Annotated in this window: 23 protein-coding genes and 1 other annotated feature; of the genes, 2 read left to right on the top strand and 21 right to left on the bottom strand. The window is 42.5% G+C overall.

Features of this window, described 5'->3' with window-relative positions; translation table 11 throughout:
• Positions 1-19: 19 nt before the first annotated feature.
• Positions 20-511, bottom strand: coding sequence for a dUTP diphosphatase (locus AC0VX7_RS18080; protein ID WP_475425302.1), 492 nt, complete (start codon positions 509-511; stop codon positions 20-22).
• A gap of 183 nt (positions 512-694) precedes the next feature.
• Complete coding sequence (locus AC0VX7_RS18085; RefSeq protein WP_475425303.1) at positions 695-943, bottom strand: hypothetical protein; 249 nt, start codon at positions 941-943, stop codon at positions 695-697.
• Between the two features lie 432 nt (positions 944-1,375).
• On the opposite strand from AC0VX7_RS18085, the gene AC0VX7_RS18090 reads away from it, so the two are divergent.
• Positions 1,376-1,777 carry a sigma-w pathway protein ysdB gene (locus AC0VX7_RS18090; RefSeq protein ID WP_475425304.1) on the top strand — a complete coding sequence of 134 codons (402 nt, stop codon included), beginning with the start codon at positions 1,376-1,378 and terminating at the stop codon, positions 1,775-1,777.
• A 37-nt stretch (positions 1,778-1,814) separates the two neighbouring features.
• Here the strand turns inward: AC0VX7_RS18090 and AC0VX7_RS18095 are convergent, their stop codons facing one another.
• The 5 genes from AC0VX7_RS18095 to infC form a co-directional block, all read right to left on the bottom strand.
• Positions 1,815-2,387, bottom strand: coding sequence for a TVP38/TMEM64 family protein (locus AC0VX7_RS18095; RefSeq protein WP_475425305.1), 573 nt, complete (start codon positions 2,385-2,387; stop codon positions 1,815-1,817).
• A 58-nt stretch (positions 2,388-2,445) separates the two neighbouring features.
• Complete coding sequence (locus tag AC0VX7_RS18100) at positions 2,446-2,721, bottom strand: DUF1294 domain-containing protein (protein ID WP_353618737.1); 276 nt, start codon at positions 2,719-2,721, stop codon at positions 2,446-2,448.
• Between the two features lie 287 nt (positions 2,722-3,008).
• Positions 3,009-3,368 (bottom strand): 50S ribosomal protein L20, encoded by a 360-nt coding sequence (gene rplT / locus AC0VX7_RS18105; RefSeq protein WP_041967619.1) that lies wholly within the window; start codon positions 3,366-3,368, stop codon positions 3,009-3,011.
• A 38-nt stretch (positions 3,369-3,406) separates the two neighbouring features.
• A complete protein-coding gene (rpmI, locus tag AC0VX7_RS18110; protein ID WP_023627047.1) occupies positions 3,407-3,607 on the bottom strand; it encodes a 50S ribosomal protein L35 in 201 nt (66 codons plus the stop codon).
• Between the two features lie 16 nt (positions 3,608-3,623).
• Complete coding sequence (gene infC / locus AC0VX7_RS18115; protein WP_023627046.1) at positions 3,624-4,127, bottom strand: translation initiation factor IF-3; 504 nt, start codon at positions 4,125-4,127, stop codon at positions 3,624-3,626.
• Between the two features lie 130 nt (positions 4,128-4,257).
• Positions 4,258-4,384, bottom strand: a sequence feature (ribosomal protein L20 leader region).
• A gap of 266 nt (positions 4,385-4,650) precedes the next feature.
• Here infC and AC0VX7_RS18120 point away from each other — a divergent pair.
• Positions 4,651-4,854, top strand: a complete 204-nt coding sequence (locus AC0VX7_RS18120) for a hypothetical protein (RefSeq protein WP_041967620.1) — start codon at positions 4,651-4,653, stop codon at positions 4,852-4,854.
• Between the two features lie 202 nt (positions 4,855-5,056).
• On the opposite strand, the gene thrS is transcribed toward AC0VX7_RS18120, so the two are convergent.
• The 14 genes from thrS to hflK all read right to left on the bottom strand — a co-directional run bounded on the left by thrS (position 5,057) and on the right by hflK (position 21,519).
• The gene (gene thrS / locus AC0VX7_RS18125; protein WP_475425306.1) at positions 5,057-6,988 is read right to left on the bottom strand and encodes a threonine--tRNA ligase; all 1,932 of its coding nucleotides are present in this window, start codon (positions 6,986-6,988) and stop codon (positions 5,057-5,059) included.
• A gap of 359 nt (positions 6,989-7,347) precedes the next feature.
• Positions 7,348-8,223, bottom strand: coding sequence for a putative sporulation protein YtxC (ytxC, locus tag AC0VX7_RS18130; RefSeq protein WP_475425307.1), 876 nt, complete (start codon positions 8,221-8,223; stop codon positions 7,348-7,350).
• A 134-nt stretch (positions 8,224-8,357) separates the two neighbouring features.
• Positions 8,358-9,290, bottom strand: coding sequence for a primosomal protein DnaI (gene dnaI, locus AC0VX7_RS18135; protein WP_475425308.1), 933 nt, complete (start codon positions 9,288-9,290; stop codon positions 8,358-8,360).
• Between the two features lie 5 nt (positions 9,291-9,295).
• The gene (locus AC0VX7_RS18140) at positions 9,296-10,711 is read right to left on the bottom strand and encodes a replication initiation and membrane attachment family protein (RefSeq protein WP_475425309.1); all 1,416 of its coding nucleotides are present in this window, start codon (positions 10,709-10,711) and stop codon (positions 9,296-9,298) included.
• A 149-nt stretch (positions 10,712-10,860) separates the two neighbouring features.
• Positions 10,861-11,322 (bottom strand): transcriptional regulator NrdR, encoded by a 462-nt coding sequence (nrdR, locus tag AC0VX7_RS18145; protein ID WP_102265147.1) that lies wholly within the window; start codon positions 11,320-11,322, stop codon positions 10,861-10,863.
• A gap of 126 nt (positions 11,323-11,448) precedes the next feature.
• Entirely contained in the window at positions 11,449-11,853 is a 405-nt protein-coding gene (locus AC0VX7_RS18150; protein WP_475425310.1) for a hypothetical protein, read from the bottom strand.
• 104 nt (positions 11,854-11,957) lie between these two features.
• Complete coding sequence (gene speD / locus AC0VX7_RS18155; protein ID WP_041967626.1) at positions 11,958-12,338, bottom strand: adenosylmethionine decarboxylase; 381 nt, start codon at positions 12,336-12,338, stop codon at positions 11,958-11,960.
• Positions 12,339-12,918: 580 nt separating this feature from the next.
• The gene (locus AC0VX7_RS18160) at positions 12,919-13,956 is read right to left on the bottom strand and encodes a glyceraldehyde-3-phosphate dehydrogenase (protein WP_475425311.1); all 1,038 of its coding nucleotides are present in this window, start codon (positions 13,954-13,956) and stop codon (positions 12,919-12,921) included.
• 336 nt (positions 13,957-14,292) lie between these two features.
• A complete protein-coding gene (gene coaE, locus AC0VX7_RS18165; RefSeq protein ID WP_475425312.1) occupies positions 14,293-14,901 on the bottom strand; it encodes a dephospho-CoA kinase in 609 nt (202 codons plus the stop codon).
• 25 nt (positions 14,902-14,926) lie between these two features.
• Entirely contained in the window at positions 14,927-15,559 is a 633-nt protein-coding gene (gene ytaF / locus AC0VX7_RS18170; RefSeq protein ID WP_041967630.1) for a sporulation membrane protein YtaF, read from the bottom strand.
• Between the two features lie 242 nt (positions 15,560-15,801).
• On the bottom strand, positions 15,802-16,632 hold the full coding sequence (gene mutM, locus AC0VX7_RS18175; RefSeq protein WP_475425313.1) for a DNA-formamidopyrimidine glycosylase: 831 nt from the start codon (positions 16,630-16,632) through the stop codon (positions 15,802-15,804).
• A 39-nt stretch (positions 16,633-16,671) separates the two neighbouring features.
• Positions 16,672-19,302, bottom strand: a complete 2,631-nt coding sequence (gene polA, locus AC0VX7_RS18180; RefSeq protein WP_475425314.1) for a DNA polymerase I — start codon at positions 19,300-19,302, stop codon at positions 16,672-16,674.
• A 326-nt stretch (positions 19,303-19,628) separates the two neighbouring features.
• Positions 19,629-20,558, bottom strand: a complete 930-nt coding sequence (hflC, locus tag AC0VX7_RS18185; RefSeq protein WP_475428195.1) for a protease modulator HflC — start codon at positions 20,556-20,558, stop codon at positions 19,629-19,631.
• Positions 20,551-21,519, bottom strand: coding sequence for an FtsH protease activity modulator HflK (gene hflK, locus AC0VX7_RS18190; protein ID WP_215037116.1), 969 nt, complete (start codon positions 21,517-21,519; stop codon positions 20,551-20,553). Before hflK ends, hflC begins: the two co-directional genes overlap by 8 nt.
• Positions 21,520-21,655 lie beyond the last annotated feature (136 nt).

Genomic DNA, 21,655 nt, shown 5'->3' on the forward strand with positions numbered 1-21,655 from the left:
ATTGTACAAAAAATTCTGCCTAATAACCGTTACGCTGCCTATCATAATTTACTTCATTTTTCTTAATATATGCCTGTTCAATTTGATCGTCATTCATTCCAAGCAGCAGCGCAAGCTCCATATAGCTTTCAAATAAATGAACGTAATCATCTTTGCTCCGGCTGTTCCTGAATTTTTGCACGCTCTCGTATATTGCGAGGAACTGATTGCTGATGTCGATTTCGTCGGTTTTATTTTGGGTGATCGACTCAAGATCTTCATATCCACATTCAATACCCAGCGACAGGATAAAATGGACTCCATCCACAAACTCCTCGAGAATGACATCTTTTTCGGAGGATGGCTTCACACTCCAAAACTTGAAACACCTCGTCTCATTAGCAAGCTCGCCGATTTCAACAAGCAACGCGAGGACCTTTCGATCAAATAAATCTTCATTCCCGAGACCATGTTGAGATTCAATATGACTATCAAGTGCTTTTTGCATTTTAAAAAGGGTATTAGTATTCATTTTTCAGCTCCATCTGTAATTTTAGGCTTAATCAGCTTCGGATTTTGACAGCTCTCCGTGGTCTTTCTTAAAAGCTGTCTTAATACCCCGGGGATTTTGACAGCTTTTCTTGTATTCCCTTTAAACCTGTCATAATTCCAGCCTTTTCTTGACAGCTTTTCTCGGATTCCATTCCAACCTGTCTTAATTCCAGCCTTTTCTTGACAGCTTTTCTCGTATTCCATTCCAACCTGTCTTAATTCCAGCCTTTTCTTGACAGCTTTTCTCGTATTCCATTCCAACCTGTCTTAATTCCAGCCTTTTCTTGACAGCTTTTCTCGTGTTCCCATCAAACCTGTCATAATTCCAGCCTTTTCTTGACAGCTTTTCTCGGATTCCATTCCAACCTGTCTTAATTCCAGCCTTTTCTTGACAGCTTTTCTCGTATTCCATTCCAACCTGTCTTAATTCCAGCCTTTTCTTGACAGCTTTTCTCGTGTTCCCATCAAACCTGTCATAATTCCAGCCTTTTCTTGACAGCTTTTCTTGTGTTCACTTCCAACCTGTCACAATTCCAGCCTTTTCTTGACAGCTTTTCTTGCATTCCCTTCAAACCTGTCACAACTCCGGTCCTTTTTTGACAACTTTACTCTCTCTCTCCTAACAAACCTGTCATAATTCCGTATCTATTCAGCTATTGATGGAATTCGGTCGGGTTTTAAATAAAAAGCGCTGTTAAACTCGGCTGTTGATTTTGTTCCATGCGCTTCCCTTCCATTAAAGTTAGAATCATGCCTTAAAAAAAGTATAAATCAATTATAAATTTGTTGAAACTATTTGGAATCTCATCCGTAAATAAGGAAAGTTCGCATTGGAGGGGCAGTCATGATCCTGCTTTTACGTCTTATTTTATTACTTTTATTCATTTTTCTAATATACAGCGCGGTGAAATATTTATTCCATCCGAAACGGAAGCTGGAGCTTGCTCATGAGCAGAAGCGCTTTTTCTTATTGGATGATCCAGACAATGTCCGCAAGAATTTCTTATTAACATATAAGGGTGTTTTATTTGAGGGTGAAAAGTATTTAGGCACAACTCCGTCTGCTTTTGAGGTTGTTTCCATTTTCATTTGGCCTAAAAAAACGTCGGCCTTGAAAGGGCTTGTCCTAGAGGATTTCCAATTCATTGAACGGAAAATCCGTGAGAGCTATCCGGTGGCCAAAATCGACTGGAAAAGCCCAATTAAGGAATTCATGGCAAATCATGACCAGGATGATGAGATATAAAATGTAAAAGCGTCCGAGATATTCCGGACGCTTTTTCTTATGTTGTTCTATCAAAAAATTCACGCCATTTAATGAAGGTAATTTTCTCACGCAACAAATAGGCTAACAACAAAAATACAATCATCAGAAAGAGTCCTGTAAATGAGTCAAATTCTCCGACATACTCCCCGAATATCGTATAAAAGATGACGAATGGAATATTCGCGAGAAATGAAGCAAACATAAAGTCTTTTAAACTACTTTTCCGCTCGTAAAGGCAAAAGCTTAGCAGCTGGTAATGAATTACCGGCACAAGCCTCAATAGCGCGACCTGGGCAACGGTCAGATCTCTGAAGCGCCCTACCAGCCTTTTTTTCAGCCTGCTTAGCTTGTTCATCATTTCTGGTATCTGTCTCATTAAAAAGTAGAATAATATACTTGCTCCTGACAAACCGAGCAGCGAATATACGATTCCCGGTACGACTCCAAACATTAATCCTCCAGCGATACAGACAACCGCAGGAGGGATGAATACAAATTGGCGGAAAACATGAAACAATATGAACAATACTGGTGCATACCAGCCTCCAGATTCCACAATGATCAGCAGCATTGACCACGCATCATCCATTCTTGTCACCTGCCTGCTTAGTCTTTGTTGCTACTAGCTTATAGAATCATACAAGCTGTTATGCCAAAAGCTTAAATAAATATGTAAATATGCCAATCTCAATAATAGCAAGGACCGGCAATCCATACTTAAACTGGGCATGCTTCGTCTTATGCCTGTAATGCTTCATACCAGCTGTTACCCCGATTGCACCTCCAAAAAAAGCAACATTCCATAGTGTTTTTTCGCTTATTCGATAATGATTGTTTCTTGCCCGCTTTTTATCCATTCCCATGATAAAAAAGCCCGCAAGATTCATGACTGCAATCAAGCCAGCCAAACTCCAAATCCCCACATCTCCACGTCCTCTTTAAGTGTTATGAAATCATTATATCTTTATTAATGGCTGTTTTCGTAAAGATTGTTGTTAAAATCCTAAAGCCGATTTTAACGTAATATAAAGCCATTTTGCAGGTCGTTATTAAGTTTGCATACTCTTTTCTCATAAGAAGCGTCAACTTTACGAAGGAATATAGGTAATTCACTCCAATTTTGTATTCAATAGCAACAAAGTTTGAGAAAAGAGCCTTATAAAAAGAAAAAACCACTCTCATTGTGAGAATGGTCCATCTTTTAGGTTAATTACTTGTTGAATTGTTGCTTAGCTGTTTCAGCCAATTGAGCGAATGCTGCTGCATCGCTTACTGCAAGTTCAGCAAGCATCTTGCGGTTTACTTCGATACCAGCAAGCTTTAGGCCGTGCATCATACGGCTGTATGAAAGACCGTTCATGCGAGCTGCTGCGTTGATACGAGCAATCCAAAGTTTGCGGAAGTCGCGCTTCTTCTGGCGACGGTCGCGGAATGCATACATTAGGGATTTCATAACCTGCTGGTTAGCAACTTTATATAATGTATGTTTTGAACCGTAATAACCTTTAGCTAATTTAATGACTTTTTTACGACGCTTGCGCGTAACTGTACCGCCTTTTACACGTGGCATTTAATTACCCTCCTATATAAATCGAGATCGCTCGATTTTTACTTAATGTTGTCAAGCATGTGACGAATGCGTTTGAAATCGCCTTTTGAAACAATTGCAGATTTGCGAAGCTTACGCTTAGCCTTTGTAGACTTATTAGCAAATAAGTGGCTTGTGTAAGCGTGTGAACGCTTAAGCTTGCCAGTTCCAGTTTTCTTGAAACGCTTGGCAGTGCCGCGGTGAGTTTTCATTTTTGGCATAGGGACTTCCTCCTCGTTACTTTTCAGTTTTAGGTGCTAGAACTAGGAACATGCTTCGGCCATCCATTTTTGGATGTGATTCGATTGTCGCTACTTCTTTGCAAGCTTCAGAGAAGCGATCAAGAACACGCTGACCGATTTCCTTATGGGTTATAGCACGGCCCTTAAAACGGATTGATGCTTTAACCTTATCGCCTTTTTCCAGGAACTTGATAGCATTGCGCAACTTAGTGTTAAAGTCATGCTCATCAATTGACGGACTAAGACGGACTTCTTTAGTTGTGATGATTTTTTGGTTCTTACGTGCTTCTTTTTCTTTCTTTTGCTGTTCGAACTTGAATTTTCCGTAGTCCATAATTCGGCCTACAGGAGGTTTCGCGTTCGGAGCAACAAGCACAAGATCAAGATTTACACGCGTTGCGATCTCAAGAGCCTCAGCTTTGGATTTGATTCCTAATTGCTCGCCATTTTGATCGATCAGACGAATTTCGCGAGCACGAATTCCCTCGTTTAGTAACATCGCATCTTTGCTAATAATTAGCCACCTCCAGGGTATTGTCGAATACATTGTCAAGGAGAAGAAGTACATTGCCAGGCCGAAGCCGCATCTTGCTCACACAATGACATACGATATAGTCCATTTTTATTTTGCAATAAAAAAAGTGCAGGCGACAACACCCACACTTACGAAAACAAAATAATTAGACGTTTACGTATTACCTGCCAACAGCACAATTGCGTCAACCAGGTGAGAAGCGGGTGCTTCTTCTTTCCTAAAACTTGTATTCAGTTCACTCTTGCTAATATAGCATAAAGAAATTGATGTGTCAAACGAATCACTTTCGTTAACTGCAACAAAAAGTATTGTATCAGATAGAAATACAGGCTGCAATACTTTTTTTAAAAGGTACATATTAAATTCATCTTCAAAAGTTATGACCAAACGCTGTAAAATACTATCTTCATGATTAAATTGTCACAGCTAGATTCCTTATTTCTTGCTATAATTCATGGTAGAAATAGACAAGAAAGCTGGTGTACATATGTTGATCGCGATCATCATCACAGGTGTGATCACCGGATTACTCGCGGGCACTGCATTGAAGTATTTCAGGACTGGCTATGGTTTTTCAAATGACATTGATAATAAACCTGTTAACATGAAATCATGCCGGAACTGCGGCCAGAGAATTCAGCGCAGCTATACAAAAAACCTTTGTCCAACCTGTTCCAAACCCATTGAATAATAGCTATAAAATAAGAGGAGCCAGCGGCCCCTCTTATTTTTATGTCCAGCGACTAGCCCATTGAGACACTTGCGCTTTTCTTTGTCCAGCTCCAGCGCCTAGCCCCTCGAGTCGCTTCGGTCCTGCCAATGAAGTCAAAGAACGACTTCACTGTCAGGCCCTCCACCGCTTGTCGGGGCTGACCAAGGCGCTTGCGCTTTTCTTATTTCTTCGCTTCTTTCCTGAATGACTCCAGGAATTCATCAAATGAAATTGTCTCGGATTTCTGTTCGCCGTATTTACGGACGTTGACTGCTTTGTCTGCTACTTCATTGTCACCGACTACGAGCATATAAGGAACCTTTTGCATTTGTGCTTCACGGATCTTATAGCCGATTTTTTCGTCGCGGCCATCGATTTCAACGCGGAAGCCTTCTGCCTTAAGCTTTTCCTTGATTTCTCTTGCATAGTCAAAGTGGACCGATGGAGATACCGGGATGATCTGTGCCTGTACTGGAGCCAGCCAAGTCGGGAATGCCCCTTTGTACTCTTCGATCAGGAAGGCAACAAAGCGTTCCATAGTCGATACGACACCACGGTGGATAACGACAGGACGATGGTGTTTGCCGTCTTCGCCGATATAAGTCAGGTCAAAGCGCTCAGGAAGCAAGAAGTCAAGCTGGACTGTTGAAAGAGTCTCCTCTTTGCCAAGAGCAGTTTTGACCTGGACATCAAGCTTCGGTCCGTAGAATGCTGCTTCGCCATCTGCCTCGAAATATTCCAGTCCCATCTCATCCATTGCTTCTTTTAGCATGGATTGAGCCTTTTCCCACATCTGGTCATCATCGAAATATTTCTCTTTATCCTCAGGATCTCTGTAGGATAGACGGAACGAGTAATCATTCATATCGAAATCCTTGTAGACTTCAAGCACAAGCTCTACTACACGCTTGAACTCTTCCTTGATCTGGTCAGGGCGGACAAAGAGGTGAGCATCGTTCAGAGTCATGCCGCGCACACGCTGCAACCCAGCCAACGCGCCGGACATTTCATAACGGTGCATTGTTCCAAGCTCGGCAATCCTGATTGGAAGTTCCCTGTAGCTGTGGATGCTGTTTTTGTACACCATCATATGGTGCGGGCAGTTCATCGGTCTTAAAACAAGCTGTTCATTTTCCATTTCCATGACCGGGAACATGTTTTCCTGATAGTGGTCCCAGTGTCCGGAAGTTTTATAAAGGTCGACACTTCCCATTACCGGAGTGTAGACATGGTCATATCCAAGGCTGACTTCTTTATCAACAATATAGCGTTCGATGATGCGGCGGATCGTCGCACCTTTTGGAAGCCAAAGCGGAAGTCCCTGTCCAACCTTCTGGGAGTTTGTAAATAAGTTAAGTTCCTTGCCAAGCTTGCGATGATCACGTTCTTTCGCTTCTTCAAGCAGCCTCAAGTGCTCTTTCAAATCTTCCTTCTTGAAGAAAGCTGTACCGTAAATTCGTTGGAGCATCTTGTTGTCGCTGTCGCCGCGCCAGTATGCACCAGCAATGCTCAGCAATTTGAATTCCTTCAGTTTGCCAGTTGATGGGACGTGTACCCCGCGGCAAAGGTCGACAAAGTCTCCCTGTTCATAAAGAGTGACCTTCTCATCCGCCGGGATCGCTTCAATCAATTCAAGCTTATAAGGGTCACCAAGCTCCTTAAAAAACTTGACTGCATCCTCACGGCTTACTTCTTTACGGACAATCTCAATGTTCTCATTGATGATTTTCTTCATTTCCTTTTCAATCTCCGGCAAATCTTCTGGAGATAAAGAATGCTCCATATCGATATCATAGTAGAAGCCGCCTTCAATTACTGGCCCTACTCCGAGGTTAACATCTTTATATAGACGCTTGATTGCCTGTGCCATCAAGTGAGCTGAGCTGTGGCGCAGGATTTCTAGTGCTTCTGGATGGTCAGGAGTGACGATTTCGATCGCTGCGTCCTCCTCGATCGCTCTCTTGAGATCATACGGCTGTCCATTGACCATACCGGCAATGGCTTTCTTCTTTAGGCCCGGGCTGATCGAACTGGCGATATCTTCAGTCGTTGTGCCTGCCGGAAACTCCTTCACTGCTCCATCTGGAAACGATATTTTTAACATGTCTGCCATTGGCTTTTCCTCCTTTTAAAATGTGGCGCAATTTTTGCGCAAAAAATAAAAAAACCCGTCCCTGAAACAGGGACGAGTTTGATCACACGTGGTTCCACCCAATTCCCACTCTTGCACAAAAATAACGCAGGAATGGCTCTGGTTGCGGTAACGGCTTCTGCCGCCAGCCAATACTTGCCCTATGGGCGTTCACAGCTGGAGTTCAGAGGTGGTAAGCGTTTCTTTAGTGTTAGGAAGTTTTCAGCCAAGCCTTCCCTCTCTGGAAACCTTTCAAGAATGCCCATGTCCTCATCATTACATTCGCTATTGATTTAGTATGTACGTAATTATAGTTTGTAATGTTTTGAAAATCAAGTGGGCTATTGTATATTTTCACGATCCTCTTTAAAAAAGTTTACTTTTTCGTCATGAAAAGCGGAAACTGGACTGACTTTCACACGTTCTTCAAAAAGATTGATGATCGTCCTCACTAATGGCTGGTGAGGATCATCCGTGTACAAGTAAATGGTCTCAGGCGCAATTGACAGCAACGGCGCAATCGTCCCGGAGTCCACATAGACAGGATGGTTGACAAGCAGCTTGCGGTCAATCGTTTTAAACAGATCACTCCGTTTCATTTCTGTGAATTGCTGATTATAAAAGACCATATTCTCGTCAATCACCAGATATAAATGGGACATCTGCGGTTTCCTGTCCTCTAGAAAATCCCTCAGGGTATGCAGGAAAACCTGGTACTCCTGTTCCATTTTATACTCGTCTATCGCAATCTCTACCCATTGGGAGAGCTGCTCAGTATAGACCTTCAGCCTGAACATGACAAAGGAATCAAAAGAGAATGAAACCCTTTCATTAAAAATTTCATTAATAGAATTCTGGATCACGCCTTGTTCCCCGACACCTTCCATGAAAGGAGCCAGATCTTTACGGTTGCCTTCTATGACGGAGTAGATGATATCAAGGATTTGATCCTGTTCCTCACTGTCATTATAAAAATACGATTCTGCTAGGATGGCTCTTAGCCAGTCATCACGTTTCACCTTTAAAATAAAATCATAAACACTTTTCTTGAGTACATGCACCTTTTCATTTCTGTAAAATTCTTCTGGAATAAGCACTCTATTTCGATCTTCATTAAGAAGAATTGAATTCGTTTCCTGCCACGAAGCAAGCCTGGCGACTAAATGTTGATACAAATTCCAGGCATCCTGCTTTTTTTGGAAGATGATTTCAATCAACCATATCCCCCCTCTTAAATAATCCCTGATTATATATATGGGGGACTTGGACAATTTAGAAGTGTCCATATGGTCGATAACTGGTTAAAAGTGCAAAAAAATGTGCCGCAGCTTGATTAGCTGCGGCACATTTTTTATATTCTGCGATTCTTGCCTTCTACTTTTACCGGCTCGGCTAGATATTTAATCCGTTCCATGATTCTTGCTGCCTTCAATTGTTCTTCTTCTCCCCGCTGGCTGTGCGTCAAATGATGCTCCAGTCCTTTTAGGTCGAAGTTCGAGGTAAAGAAGGTCGGAAGGTTCTCAAGCATACGGAATTGCAGGATCGTCCCGAGGATTTCATCCCTCGCCCAGCTGCTCATCGTTTCTGCTCCGATGTCATCGAGCATGAGTACATTCGCCTTTTTGATTGCTTCCAGCTTGTCATTGACGGTATGGTCACCGATCGCATTTTTCATTTCCCTGAAAAATTCGGGTACATATACAATCAATGAACTAATCTGTTTCTGTGCAAGTTCATTCGCAATCGCGCCAAGCAAATATGATTTGCCTGTCCCGAACGGTCCATGAAGGAATAAACCCTTTTGCTTTCGGCCCAGCTCATAATTCTCAACAAAGTCTTTTGCCATCTTGATTGCCTTGAACCTTCCGGAGTCATCCAGCTCGATATCACCGAAAGATGCCTTCAAGATTTCTTTAGGCACAAAAATACTATTGATCAGGCCTGCATTCTTTTGCTGTTCATCATGCATGACCTTCTTCTTGCAACGGTCATATTTTATGTCAATGAAGTTCCCTTTTATGAAAAGCTCTGGCTCATAACCCTTGATCATGTTCTTGCAGCCTGCGAGACTCTCGCAATCTTCACAGCCTTTGCTCTGGTTGGAGAACTCATACAGCTTTGACATACTGCCGTCGAGCATTTCCCTGGTGATATACTCTGCATTCTCATCGAGGAATTCCTTGATATGCTGATCCTGCATGACCTGCCTCTTAATAGCTTCATAGCGCTCCTGGAAATTCTGGTTATTCGCCAGCTTCTTCAATGTTTCATTAATGTTTTGCAACTGAATCACCTCCCAGATTTGAATTTCTTCAATTCTTCTTCAAGCTTTTTCTTTTCTATTTCAAAATCAGGATCCACATCTGCAGCATTTTTTTGCTGCTGAGACTCGCCATCGGTCTTTTTGCCAAACCAATCCGGCAGAACTTCTTTACGAACAGGCTTTCTTTTTCCAGATGATGAAGAAGGTGCTTTTTTCCCTTCTGCCCATTCAAGATACTGTCTGTGCTCGCTTTTAGCCAGCTGCATTGCATCTCTGACGTTCGATATTTTTTTCCTGGACCAGTGGCCGGCAATCTTTTCAATATAACCCTTTGCCAGCTTCATATCCGTTTTGAGCATAACATATTGAACTAAAACATTCACGACTCCCGGCAGCAGCTTTTGCTTGAACATTACCTCTTCGATGATCTGCAAGTCTGCCTTCGATGGTTCCGCCCCGCCAGACAGATCAATCAAAAGCTGGCGCGGGGATGTTTTTTCAAAATAAACCACTAATTCCTCTTCCTGCGTTTTCGGCTTCTCAATACCAGCTTTATGCTGGAGTGGCTGGGTCCGGTCCAGCAGCGCCGGGAGCTGGTCCTGGTGTTCAAACTGATACCAGTCACGAGCGGCCTTTCGAAGTTCCTCTATATCTATTTCGTTTTCCGCATTTACCGCACTCAAGACGATGTTCTTCATCTTCAGGGCATCAATCCCATATAGGAAGGCAAGATTGCTGATTGCTTCCTTAACCTTAGATGTAAATGCTTTTTTAGGTATGAGTGATTCCTGTAGCCCTCCCAAAAGCAAATCGAAGTTGAACTCCTTAGTGTCAATCTGTATTTTGGAAGTTTCTTCTCTGCCGATAAAGGAATTCCCTTCCTCCACCTCAAGGTCAGCAGCTGAATCTTCATTATGCATGAGCGCCTGAGTCGGTACAGACAAGAACACATCCTGGAATGCCTTCGTAATCTCCTCATATCCGGTCTCTGATTCAGCAGATTTATCGCTGAAAAATCGTTTAAGCCGCAAAAATTGGTTCTTGCCGACTTTTCGATACAAATAGACATTCAACATGCCATCAAGGAAAAATTGTTCAGGAGTCAAAGGCGGCTGCAGTTCATAAATAAATGAACGGCCTTCCTCGCTGTTTTTCACATAGGTCTTCAACAACCCCATGCCTTCGAGCTTTTGGCGGGCCAGGTAAATATCCTTCAGGTTCATGTCCATGATTGTCATCAAGTTATGGTGTGTCCCAGACTGTGACCAAAGCCGGTTCTCTTCAAGTTCAGCCCATAAGGTCATATAAAGGCTTAAGCAAGCTGGCCCAATCAAAGGCTGGTACAAGAAAGTGAGCACCTTGCGATCGTAGTCATGCAATAACCCACCGGATGCAACAATATATTGGTCTACAGGCAAAGTCTCTTGCCAATGCTGAGCCATCCTTTTCCCTCCATTCTGAATCGTTAAAAAGAACTGCTTTTGCATAATTAACCGCTATTTGAGCTCTTTTTTATAAGAAGAGCTTAAAAAGAGCTGAAGTTCCCTTCAGCTCCTTAAGGATTTTACTGTAACCCACAAGACCCCAGGTGTTATGATTGCTCTTTTTTCAACAACTCTTTCAATTCATCAATAAAGACATTGATATCCTTAAACTGACGGTAAACAGACGCGAACCGGACATAGGCGACTTCGTCAATCTTCGCCAGCCTGTCCATCACCATTTCCCCAACGGCTTCGCTCTTAACTTCAGAAACTCCATGGCTTCGAAGTTCTTTTTCTACTTCGGAAACCAAATCCTCGAGCTCTTTCAAAGCAACAGGGCGCTTTTCACAAGCTTTTATTAAACCGCGAAGGAGTTTTTCACGATTGAACTCTTCACGAGTACCTTCTTTTTTTACGACAATCAAAGGAATTTCTTCAACCTTCTCGAAGGTGGTAAAGCGAAATCCGCAAGCTTCGCATTCGCGTCTGCGTCGAATTGATCGGCTATCGTCAACCGGTCTTGAATCAAGAACCCGGGTAGAGTTATTTTGGCAAGTTGGACATTTCATTTCGATCAGCTCCGAATATTTTGAAATATAGTATGAGCGAAGGACCATTCGCTTGTTCCACCAATACGTCCATAAGCATTATCATAGTATTATCTTATAAAAAAGATGGGGACGGGACAAGAGGAACTATTGATTTCCATACTTGCCTGAACCAATAAACGAGTGTACGGAGTCCAGTTTCTCATAAATCTTCACCAACTCCTGCTTTAAAGCCGGGTTGATGCCTGCTAATGAAAACTTTTCCGTAGAGATATGTAAGTCGACTGCGGTCTCAAATGCTTTAGTAGTTATAACTGTCGCTGTTAAAAAGGCAGGCAGCTTCCCCTTCAATTCGGCTGATATTTCTCCATGTTCTTTGGAAACACTCGTTATCTTAAGCGAAGGGTCAGCCTTCAGCAAGTCTTCGACCGTCTGGAACATCTGGTTAAAGTTCGTTTTATAATAACGAGTCTTCAGCTGCTCATCCCTATTGTTTTCACTTGTTCCACTGAATTTTTCGTATCGTCCTGTTATGGATTTTAATAAAGACATCAAAAATCCTCCTGCAAGTTATTTCTATTATCATTCTACCGTATTTTACGGCAAAATAAAAAGAGGTGTATCGCTACACCTCTTGTGAATTTTCATATTTTCAATTATAGAGCTTTAGCTTGTGCTTGCTTCACATGCACAGGACCCATGCCGCGCGGAATTTCGATATTCTCACGAGTTTGAGCGCCAAGAGCTTCTGCAATATAGTCAGCTGCAATGTTAGGATCCAGATCACCGCAAGTGTAAACATCGATGCTGGCGTATCCGTGTTCCGGGAAGCTATGAATAGTTAAATGAGATTCAGAAATAATGACAACTCCGCTAACGCCTTGTGGCGCAAATTTGTGGAAAGCCACTTCACGGATTTCAGCACCTGATTTCAATGCTGCTCCAACAAAAGTTTGTTCAATAAAATCCATATCATTTAATTTTTCAAAATCGCAACCCCAAAGTTCAGAAATTACATGACGACCCATTGTTTCCATATTCAATTTCCCCCTCTAACAATATTAGAATGAATTCCTTAGCTTCAATGGTATCTTAACTACCACGGGGGAAAGTTAGTCCAGAGAGGTCCTAACCCTTTAAGTAGCCAATTGGTACCGTTATTAAGAAGTTCACGATGACTAGTATACTTTGTTTATATTTTTTTTGCAACACATGAAATCAAATTTTTTTATGATTTTTATGCTTCGATTTTTGTAGTTTGGGAGATAGCTATTCCATATGCTTTTAGGGGGGTTCTAGCTATAAAAACTGTTGGGATTTTTACATGGGGATCTCAACTAATTTGAAAAAGGCTCTGGTAAACAAGGCTGTTGATTTTCGTTCCAGGCGCTTCGCTTTCCGCGGGGCTGGCGGTGAGCCTCCTCGCCGCCGTTGGCGCCTGTGGGGTCTCACCTGTCCAGCTAATCCCGCAGGAGTCTGCGCGCCTTCCACTTCAATCAACGGAGCTTTAAAAATATATAAGCCTTTAAGAAAAATTAAAAAATGTGAATTTCAATTCCTATCACAACCAGAAATAAAAAAAGCTTGCCGGTAAGCAAGCTTTTTGCGTTATGAAAATTACCCTACTCTTACCGTTGCTGAATTGGAATTGGACATTGCGTGGGCAACATGCTTTGTCAGGTCTACAACCCTGCTTGAATAACCCCATTCATTGTCATACCATGCAAGAACCTTTACTTTGTTAGCACCGATGACCATTGTAGACAGGCCGTCAATGATCGCCGAATGTTCATTGGTATTAAAGTCGATTGAAACAAGCGGATCTGTCGTGATATCAAGGACGCCCTTGAGCCTTCCTTTAGATGCTGAATAGAATGCATCATTGATTTCGTCCACTGTTACCTCACGCTTCAGGTCGACAACTAGGTCAACAAGCGATACGTTTGGAGTCGGTACCCTTAGCGCCATACCATGCAGCTTTCCTTTAAGCTGAGGAAGCACAAGAGAAAGTGCCTTTGCTGCCCCAGTTGAAGTTGGAATGATGGATTGGCCGCAAGAACGCGCCCTGCGTAAATCCTTGTGCGGGTTATCGATATTATTCTGATCATTTGTATAAGCATGAACAGTTGTCATCAAACCATTTTCAATTCCGAAAGTATCATCCAGCACTTTCGCAACCGGTGCAAGGCAGTTTGTTGTGCATGATGCATTCGAAATGATATCATGCTCTTCAATATTTAATACGCTTTCATTTACTCCCATCACAATAGTGATATCCTCATTCGTACCAGGTGCTGTCAAAATGACCTTCTTTGCACCAGCATCAAGATGAGGTGCAGACTTTTCACGGGAATTAAACTTTCCTGTAGCTTCTATAACAATATCAATCTTCATTTCCTTCCATGGAAGCTCAGCAGGATTTCGATTGCTTAATAGCTTAACTGTCTTTCCGTTTACAATAAGATGATCATCAGCTGGAATGACTTCGCCAGCAAATTGTCCATGAGTAGAATCATATTTTATTAAATGCGCCAGTGTTTCAGCTGGGTAGCTCGCATTAATCGCTACAACCTCAAGATTCTCTTCAAGAATGGCTCTTCTGAACACCATTCTTCCAATTCTCCCAAAACCGTTAATCGCAATTCTCGCCTTCATTGTACGGCCCCTTCCGAATTAGTGTTATACTTAATAACCCCTTTGTATGGTATTAGTATAACATATTAAATTTTATTTGTGATAAATAAATGCACACATTTAAAATATAAAATAATTCTGATAATAATAATCATTTAGCGGTAAATTTAAAGACGCTAACAATCTTAGTCTGACCAGGATTATATCTTATGAAACTTGGATTAAAACTTAAGAAACCGGGATTAAAACATAAGAAACCAGGATTAAATCGAGTAAAACCAGGAATAAATCGTCCGAAACCGGAATTACGACATGCTTAATCAGAAATGAGTCGGTTCAAGCCGCAAAAAAAAGAGCCTACTCGGCTCTTAAGATTTCCCATTTATTTAATATATCCTTCAGTTGCTGCCTTGATTGCTCGATGCTGCCGCTGTTATCAATTACTGCGTCTGCCAAACTGACTTTATCCTTCAGCGGCATTTGTGATTTGATCCTGGAATATGCTTCTTCTTCCGAAAAGCCGTTTCGCTTCATAAGTCTTTCCAACTGGGTTTTCTCATCCACATATACCACGATGATTTTTTCGACGAGACCTGTCAGCTTGCTTTCAAACAGAAGCGGAATATCCAGGACAACGGCTTTTTCATTCGCCTCTTCAGCTTTCGCTCTCTTCTGTGCCATCCGTTCCCTTACTGCTGGATGGACAATCGAATTAAGCAGCAAGCGCTTTTCTTCATTGTTAAAAATGATCTCACCCAACCTAGGGCGGTTTATCGTTCGGTCATCTGCTAAAATTTCAGTGCCAAAATGGCTGACAATATCATTGTATGCCTTTTCTCCTGGCTCCACAGCAAGCCTGGCTTCGATATCTGCGTCAATCACTGTGATGCCCAAGTCAGTGAACATTGCTGATATCGTGCTTTTTCCGCTTGCTATACCTCCTGTCAATCCGATAACTAATGACATCCCATTTTATCCTTTCAAGGGCCTGTTAAATTTTCATCAACCCAATTATGATCAATAATATTCCCGGTACAAAAGAAAATTTTTGCATCCAGCCGCTCTCCGAAAAATAACTTCCCATCCTCATCCCTGCATACACAAATAATGAACTCATGCAGGCAACTGTCAAGGCCAGGTATCCTGGAGAAAATCCTAAAAACGCCGCCCCTACCCCTGCACCAAATGCATCAAGCGACAGGGCAAGCCCGAGCATGACAGCTTCAATTCCATTGATTGTACCCGATCGGTCAAAATCCGCTGTCATTGGTTTTTTCAAAATATTAATGACGATACCAAGTGATTTGATTTCAAGATTAAGGATTATTTTTTCGTGACAGAGCAATTCTGTTTTGTCTTCGCGGAAAAACTGGAATAGTACCCATCCGCCTAAAACGATCAAGACAGCGCCACCCAGTGTCTCTGCCATTCCTGGTGAAAAAAAGCTCTCAAGAAAATGCCCGATCATCATGGCTGCCATCAGGACGACAGCCGAACAAACGGCTATTACAGAAATAGATTTAATCGGGATCTTCATTTTCCGCAATCCATACGTTAACCCTACACTGAAACTGTCAAGGCTGACAGCGAATGCAAGTAAAAGCAGCGAGATTGTTTGTGCCATAAACTGAGCTCCTTCCTGTCAATCGCTACGTTAGTATATGGAAGGAGCCCAGTTATGGTGAGAAAATCAACAAGCCAATATACAAGAAAAGCGCAAGCGCCTTGGTAAGCCCCGACAAAGCGTTGGAGGGCTGACCAGTGAAGTCGTTCTTTGACTTCATTGGGCGGACCGAAACGTCTCGAGGGGCTAGGCGCTGGAGCTGGACAATTCTCGAAGTTGAAATGATATAAATTCTGATATTATTATTTAAGTTTCTGGCACGACGGGCAATAATGAGTACCACGTCCGCCTACAACGGTTTTCTCCAGTGGAGTGCTGCAAACCTTGCATGGTTCACCCTTGCGTCCGTATGCATAAAGCTGAAGCTGGAACATGCCAATCTGTCCTTGGGAGTTCACATAGGAACGGATCGTGCTGCCACCTTTCTCAACAGCTTCAGACAGAGTACTGACTATTTCCTTATAAAGCACTGCCTCCTCATCTGGAGTCAGGGAATTAGCAATCCTTTCGGGATGGATCTTCGCCCGGAAAAGTGCCTCATCAACATAGATATTCCCCAGGCCAACTAGGATTTTTTGATCAAGCAGTGCCGGCTTTATTTTTCTATTGGTTTTTTTTAGTTTTTCAGACAGCCATTCCACTGAAAAATCTTCTGAAAAAGGTTCCGGACCTAAATCGGCAAGAGGCTGCGTTTCAAACTCTTTCCCTTTTTCATAAAGGTGCATCGTGCCGAATTTCCTGACATCCTTGTAGCGCAATTCTGTTCCATCGGTAAAATGGAAAATGACATGCGTGTGCTTATCCACAGGTTCATCAGTATTGAATACTCCATATTTCCCTTCCATCCGTAAGTGGGAAACAAGCGCGAAAAATTCCGTGTAAAGGATCAGGAATTTCCCCCTCCGGCCAACATCCTTTATCGTCTGACCTTTCAGAGCATCATTGAACTGCTCGACCTCATTCGGACGCTTAATCATCTTTGGCCAAAAAACAGAGACTTCCTTAATTTTTTTGCCTATCGTCAGAACTTCTAATGTCCGTCTGACGGTTTCGACCTCTGGTAGTTCAGGCATTTTATCCCGCCTTTCTCTGTAAAAATCCTGTTGCAAATGCTACTTTGCGTCATACCAAGTCGGGCCATATGAGAAGTCCACCTTTAACGGCACCTTCAATTCAATGGCATTTTCCATGACTTCTGGCACGATCTTCTTCAATATCTCAATTTCATCCTCAGGTGCTTCAAAAATCAATTCATCATGTACCTGAAGCAGCAGTCTTGTCTTTATGCCCTCTTCGCGGAGTCTCTCTGCCATATCAATCATTGCCTTCTTGATAATATCTGCGGCACTTCCCTGGATCGGAGTATTCATAGCCGTCCGTTCCGCAAAACTCCTTAGGTTGAAGTTTCGTGCTGTAATTTCAGGGATATATCTGCGGCGATGTAATAATGTTTGGACATAGCCCTTCGCTTTTGCATCCTTAACGATTTCATCCATATATTCTTTTACACCAGGATAGCTTTCAAGGTAGCGCTCAATGAATTCGCCCGCTTCCTTCCTTGTAATATTCAGGCTCTGGGATAATCCATAATCGCTGATTCCGTAAACAATCCCGAAGTTGACTGCTTTTGCATGTCGGCGCATATTGGAGGTGACTTCATCTTTCCCTACATTAAATACTTCCATTGCCGTCTTGGTATGGATATCCATGTCATTCTGGAAAGCATCAATCAGTTTCTCATCGCCCGCAATATGGGCGAGGACACGAAGTTCAATTTGCGAATAGTCCGCTGCAAAGATGACCCAGCCTTTTACGGATGGAACAAATGCCTGCCTGATCTTCCTGCCTTCTTCAAGCCTGATTGGGATGTTCTGCAGGTTCGGATCCGTCGAGCTCAATCTTCCTGTCGCTGTTAGCGCCTGGTTGAATCTTGTATGCACTTTTTCTGTCTCTTTATTGACGACCTTTTGCAAGCCTTCAATATATGTTGATTGCAATTTTCCTAGTTGGCGATAGTTAAGAATTTCTTCAATGATTTTATGTTTCGGCGCCAATTTTTCAAGGACATCCGCTGATGTAGAATAGCCTGTTTTCGTCTTTTTCACGGCAGGCAGTCCCAGTTTTTCAAAAAGGATGACACCTAATTGTTTAGGAGAATTGATATTGAACTGTTCTCCTGCCATTTCAAAAATCCTTGTTTCGATATCGGCTAGACGGCCTTTGATTTCTTCGCCCATATTATCCAGGCGATTCATATCAAGCTTAACGCCCTGATATTCCATATCAGCAAGCACCAATGATAGCGGCATTTCAAGACTTCTGAACAGATCATGTTGGTCATTATCCCATAGCTCCTGCTCAAGCTTTTCTTTTAATGACAAAAGCACATCTGCCTTGCGGACTAGATGCTCTCCAAGGATACTATCATCAGGTATTTTCCGTTTAGCTCCTTTTCCATAGACAGCTGCGTCAGCCTGCACGCTCGTAAATCCATGCTGTCTTGCAATGGCAGACAGGTCATCTGGTGACTCCGAAGGATTGATGATATAGGATGCAAGTGACACATCGAAGTCGGCACCCTTCAGATGTATACCGTGATGGCGCAATGAAACCTCGGAACGTTTCGCATCATAGACTGTTTTTTTGCTGGACTCATCCTCGGCCCATTTCTTGAACTCTTCAGATTCCAGCGCTATTTTTATAGGCAGGTAGAAGCTGCCATTTTCATTTACAACAGCAAAGCCGATAATATCGGCATAATGGTAGTTATCTTCTAGCACCTCGACATAAAAGCCATTGTCTTTGGCAAAAATATCTTTCTCAATCTGATTCAGCTGCTTGTACTCAATGTCTTCAAGCTCTACATTTTCTGCTTCCGTAACTAATCCCAGCTTGTCCAGCAGGGAATTGAACCCAAGTTCCTTGAACATTTTCACGAGCTTTTCGTTCTCTGCTCCTTCATACTCAAGCTCACTCAACTCTACTCCCACAGGTGCTTCCCGCGTGATGGTTGCGAGTTCCTTGCTCATGACGGCCTGGTCTTTGAATTCATCTAGCTTTTCCTTAAGCTTGTTCCCGCTGACTTGATCAATCGAATCCAAAAGATTCTCAAGTGTGCCATATTCCTTCAACAGCTTGATTGCTGTTTTTTCCCCTACACCGGGAACCCCTGGAATATTATCGGACGCATCACCCATGAGACCTTTCATATCAATGATTTGTTCTGCTGTGAGACCATATTTCTCCTTGATGTGCTCAGGAGTATATTCCTCAATATCGGTGATTCCTTTTCTTGTGATATTGACTGTCGTTTTGTCAGAACTCAATTGGGTTAAGTCCTTATCCCCTGAAATGACCTTTGTTTCGAAGCCTTCTTTTTCAGCCAGCAAGCTTAATGTACCGATAATGTCATCGGCTTCATAGTTCTCCAGCTCGTATTGCGAGATACCATAAGCCGTCAGCAGTTCACGGATAAACGGAAACTGCTCAGAAAGTTCAGGCGGCGTTTTTTGCCTTCCACCCTTGTACTCACTGAAGGTTTTATGCCTGAAGGTCGTTTTCCCGGCATCAAACGCAACAAGAATATGGGTAGGCTTTTCATCCTCGAGAATTTTCATCAGCATCATCGTAAAACCATAAACGGCATTGGTATGTATTCCTTTTTCATTATTCAACAGCGGCAGTGCAAAAAACGCACGGTATGCAATACTGTTTCCATCTATCAAAACAAGCTTTTTAGACATGTTATTCCTCCTCTTTTTTAGAAAAGCGCAAGCCCCTTGGTCTGCCCAATTTTAAAAAATATTGTATAACTCTATAAAGAAAAAAAGACCGTTAGATTCCTTCCTATTTTATCATGAGAGATGATAGAAAGAAAAATAACGGCCTTAGGCTGCTTTTGTTTTGTATTTAATTATAAAATGATTGGTTTTGATAAATTGTTACTCTAATCCAGCTCCAGCGCCTAGCCCCTCGAGTCGCTTATCCAGCCATGAAGTCAAAGAACGACTTCACTGGCAGGCTCTCCAGCGCTTGTCGGGGCTGAACAAGGCGCTTGCGCTTTCTGTTTTTAATTTGTGTAACCCATCAGCATTCTTGCGTACGGTGAATCAGATGGGAGGACAATGACGGTTTCGCCGTTGATTGTCTTTTTATAAGATTCCAGTGTGCGGAACATTGAATAGAATTCTGGGTCTTTGGAGAATGTTTGGTTGTATACTTTAGCAGCTTCCCCTTCCCCTTCGCCTCGGATGGTCTCAGCGTCTGCTGATGCCTTTGCGAGAAGCTCTTTCACTTCCCTGTCCGTCTGGGCAATGACTCTGTTTTTCTCTGCATCACCCATGGAAAGGTATTCCTGGGCCTTTGATTCACGTTCGGAAATCATTCTCGTAAATACCGACATTTCGTTTTCTGCCGGTAGATCGGTTCTCTTCATGCGAACATCTGTCACAACGACTCCATAATTTCCACCATCGAGCAGTTCATTGACTTTTTCCGTCACCCTGTCATTCAATGAACCGCGGGAGGATTTTTCATCATTAATGATTTCGTCATAATCCAGCTTACCAAGCTCAGAACGGACAACGGAATAGATGAATTCCTCCATCCTTGATTCCGCACCTTCCAGCGTTCTCGCATTGGAAATCATCTTTTTGGGATCTTCAATTCGCCAGATGGCATAATTGTCGATCAACATTCTCTTTTTGTCCTTCGTATTGATTTCAGCCTGGGATACATCATAAGTCAGCTGGTATTTAGGCAGTGTGGTGACACTCTGGATAAACGGAACTTTGTAATTTAAACCAGGTTCTTTGATAATCCTTACAACCTCTCCAAATTGCCTAACCACCTTATACTCACCTTGCTTAACGATAAAAACATTAGTGAAAATAAAGGCAAGCAGCGCAATAAGGATGACCAGAAAAATCCCGAATTTGGTATATTTCCGCCATGACCCGCCACTGCGTTCATTTATATCAATCACGTTTTGATCAGCCATTATTCTTTTCACTGCCTTCCTTCTCTGACTTCGGTTTATCTGCTTCAAGCGGACGAATCGGGAAATACTTCATTGTATTGCCATCATCATTCATGATGTAAATTTCTGTTCCCGGCAGAACTTGCTCAAGCGTTTCCAGAATTAAACGCTGTCTTGTGATGTCCGGATTGGTTTTGTATTCAACAAGCAGTTTATTGAATACCGCCACGTCACCTCTAGCCCGTTCAATCCTCGCAGCTTTTTCCCCTTCCGCTCTTGAGATCAGCGCATCCTTTTCCCCCTGGGCTTCGTTCAACTTCTGGTTGCGGTATTTCTTTGCCTCATTGATTTTCGTGTTCATTGTTTCACGCGCATCCGTAACATCGGTAAAAGCCTTGCGCACTTCTTCATTTGGCAATTCAACATCCTGTAGCTTTACACCTAGGACGGATACACCCATATCATACTTTTCAATCAATGAGGACAATAAGTCACGGACCTCTGCTTCGATTTCAGCTTTACCTGAAGTCAATGCGTCATCGATTAGAGAACTTCCGATAATGCTTCTTACTGACGCTGAAGTAGCGTCATACAAGATTTCCCTCGGATTATCGGCGTTATATAAATACTTTTCCGGGTCGGTTATTTTCCATTGTACAACCAGGTCGGCAAGCACGATGTTTTCGTCGCCGGTAATCATCTTTGTTTCATCAGGGAACTCCTGGATTTTCCCATTCTTTTCCTCATAACCAAACTGGAGGCTGAAAGTTTCTTTCGATAATTTCTCGACACTCTGGATTGGCCAAGGCAGCTTAAAGTGCAACCCCGGTTCGCTAATCCCTTCCTCCACTTTTCCAAACGTCAAAATCACAGCCTGTTCAGATTCATCGACCGTATACCATGTAGTGAACGCCGAAACACCTAAAATAATGGCCAGGACGACAATTCCGCCCGTCACGTAAATTTGCTTTAAGCTTACCATCTCATTCCCCTCTTCCTGTGTTTCTGTCTATGTTTGTTTTTACGTTTATAAACAGTAAAAGTTTCAAAAGAATGATAAATGAAATACAGTTTTGTTATAATGGTGGTTTTTGTATACATGACATATGAAAAAAGCA

It is taken from the genome of Mesobacillus sp. QJM3NY_10 (assembly GCF_056173465.1).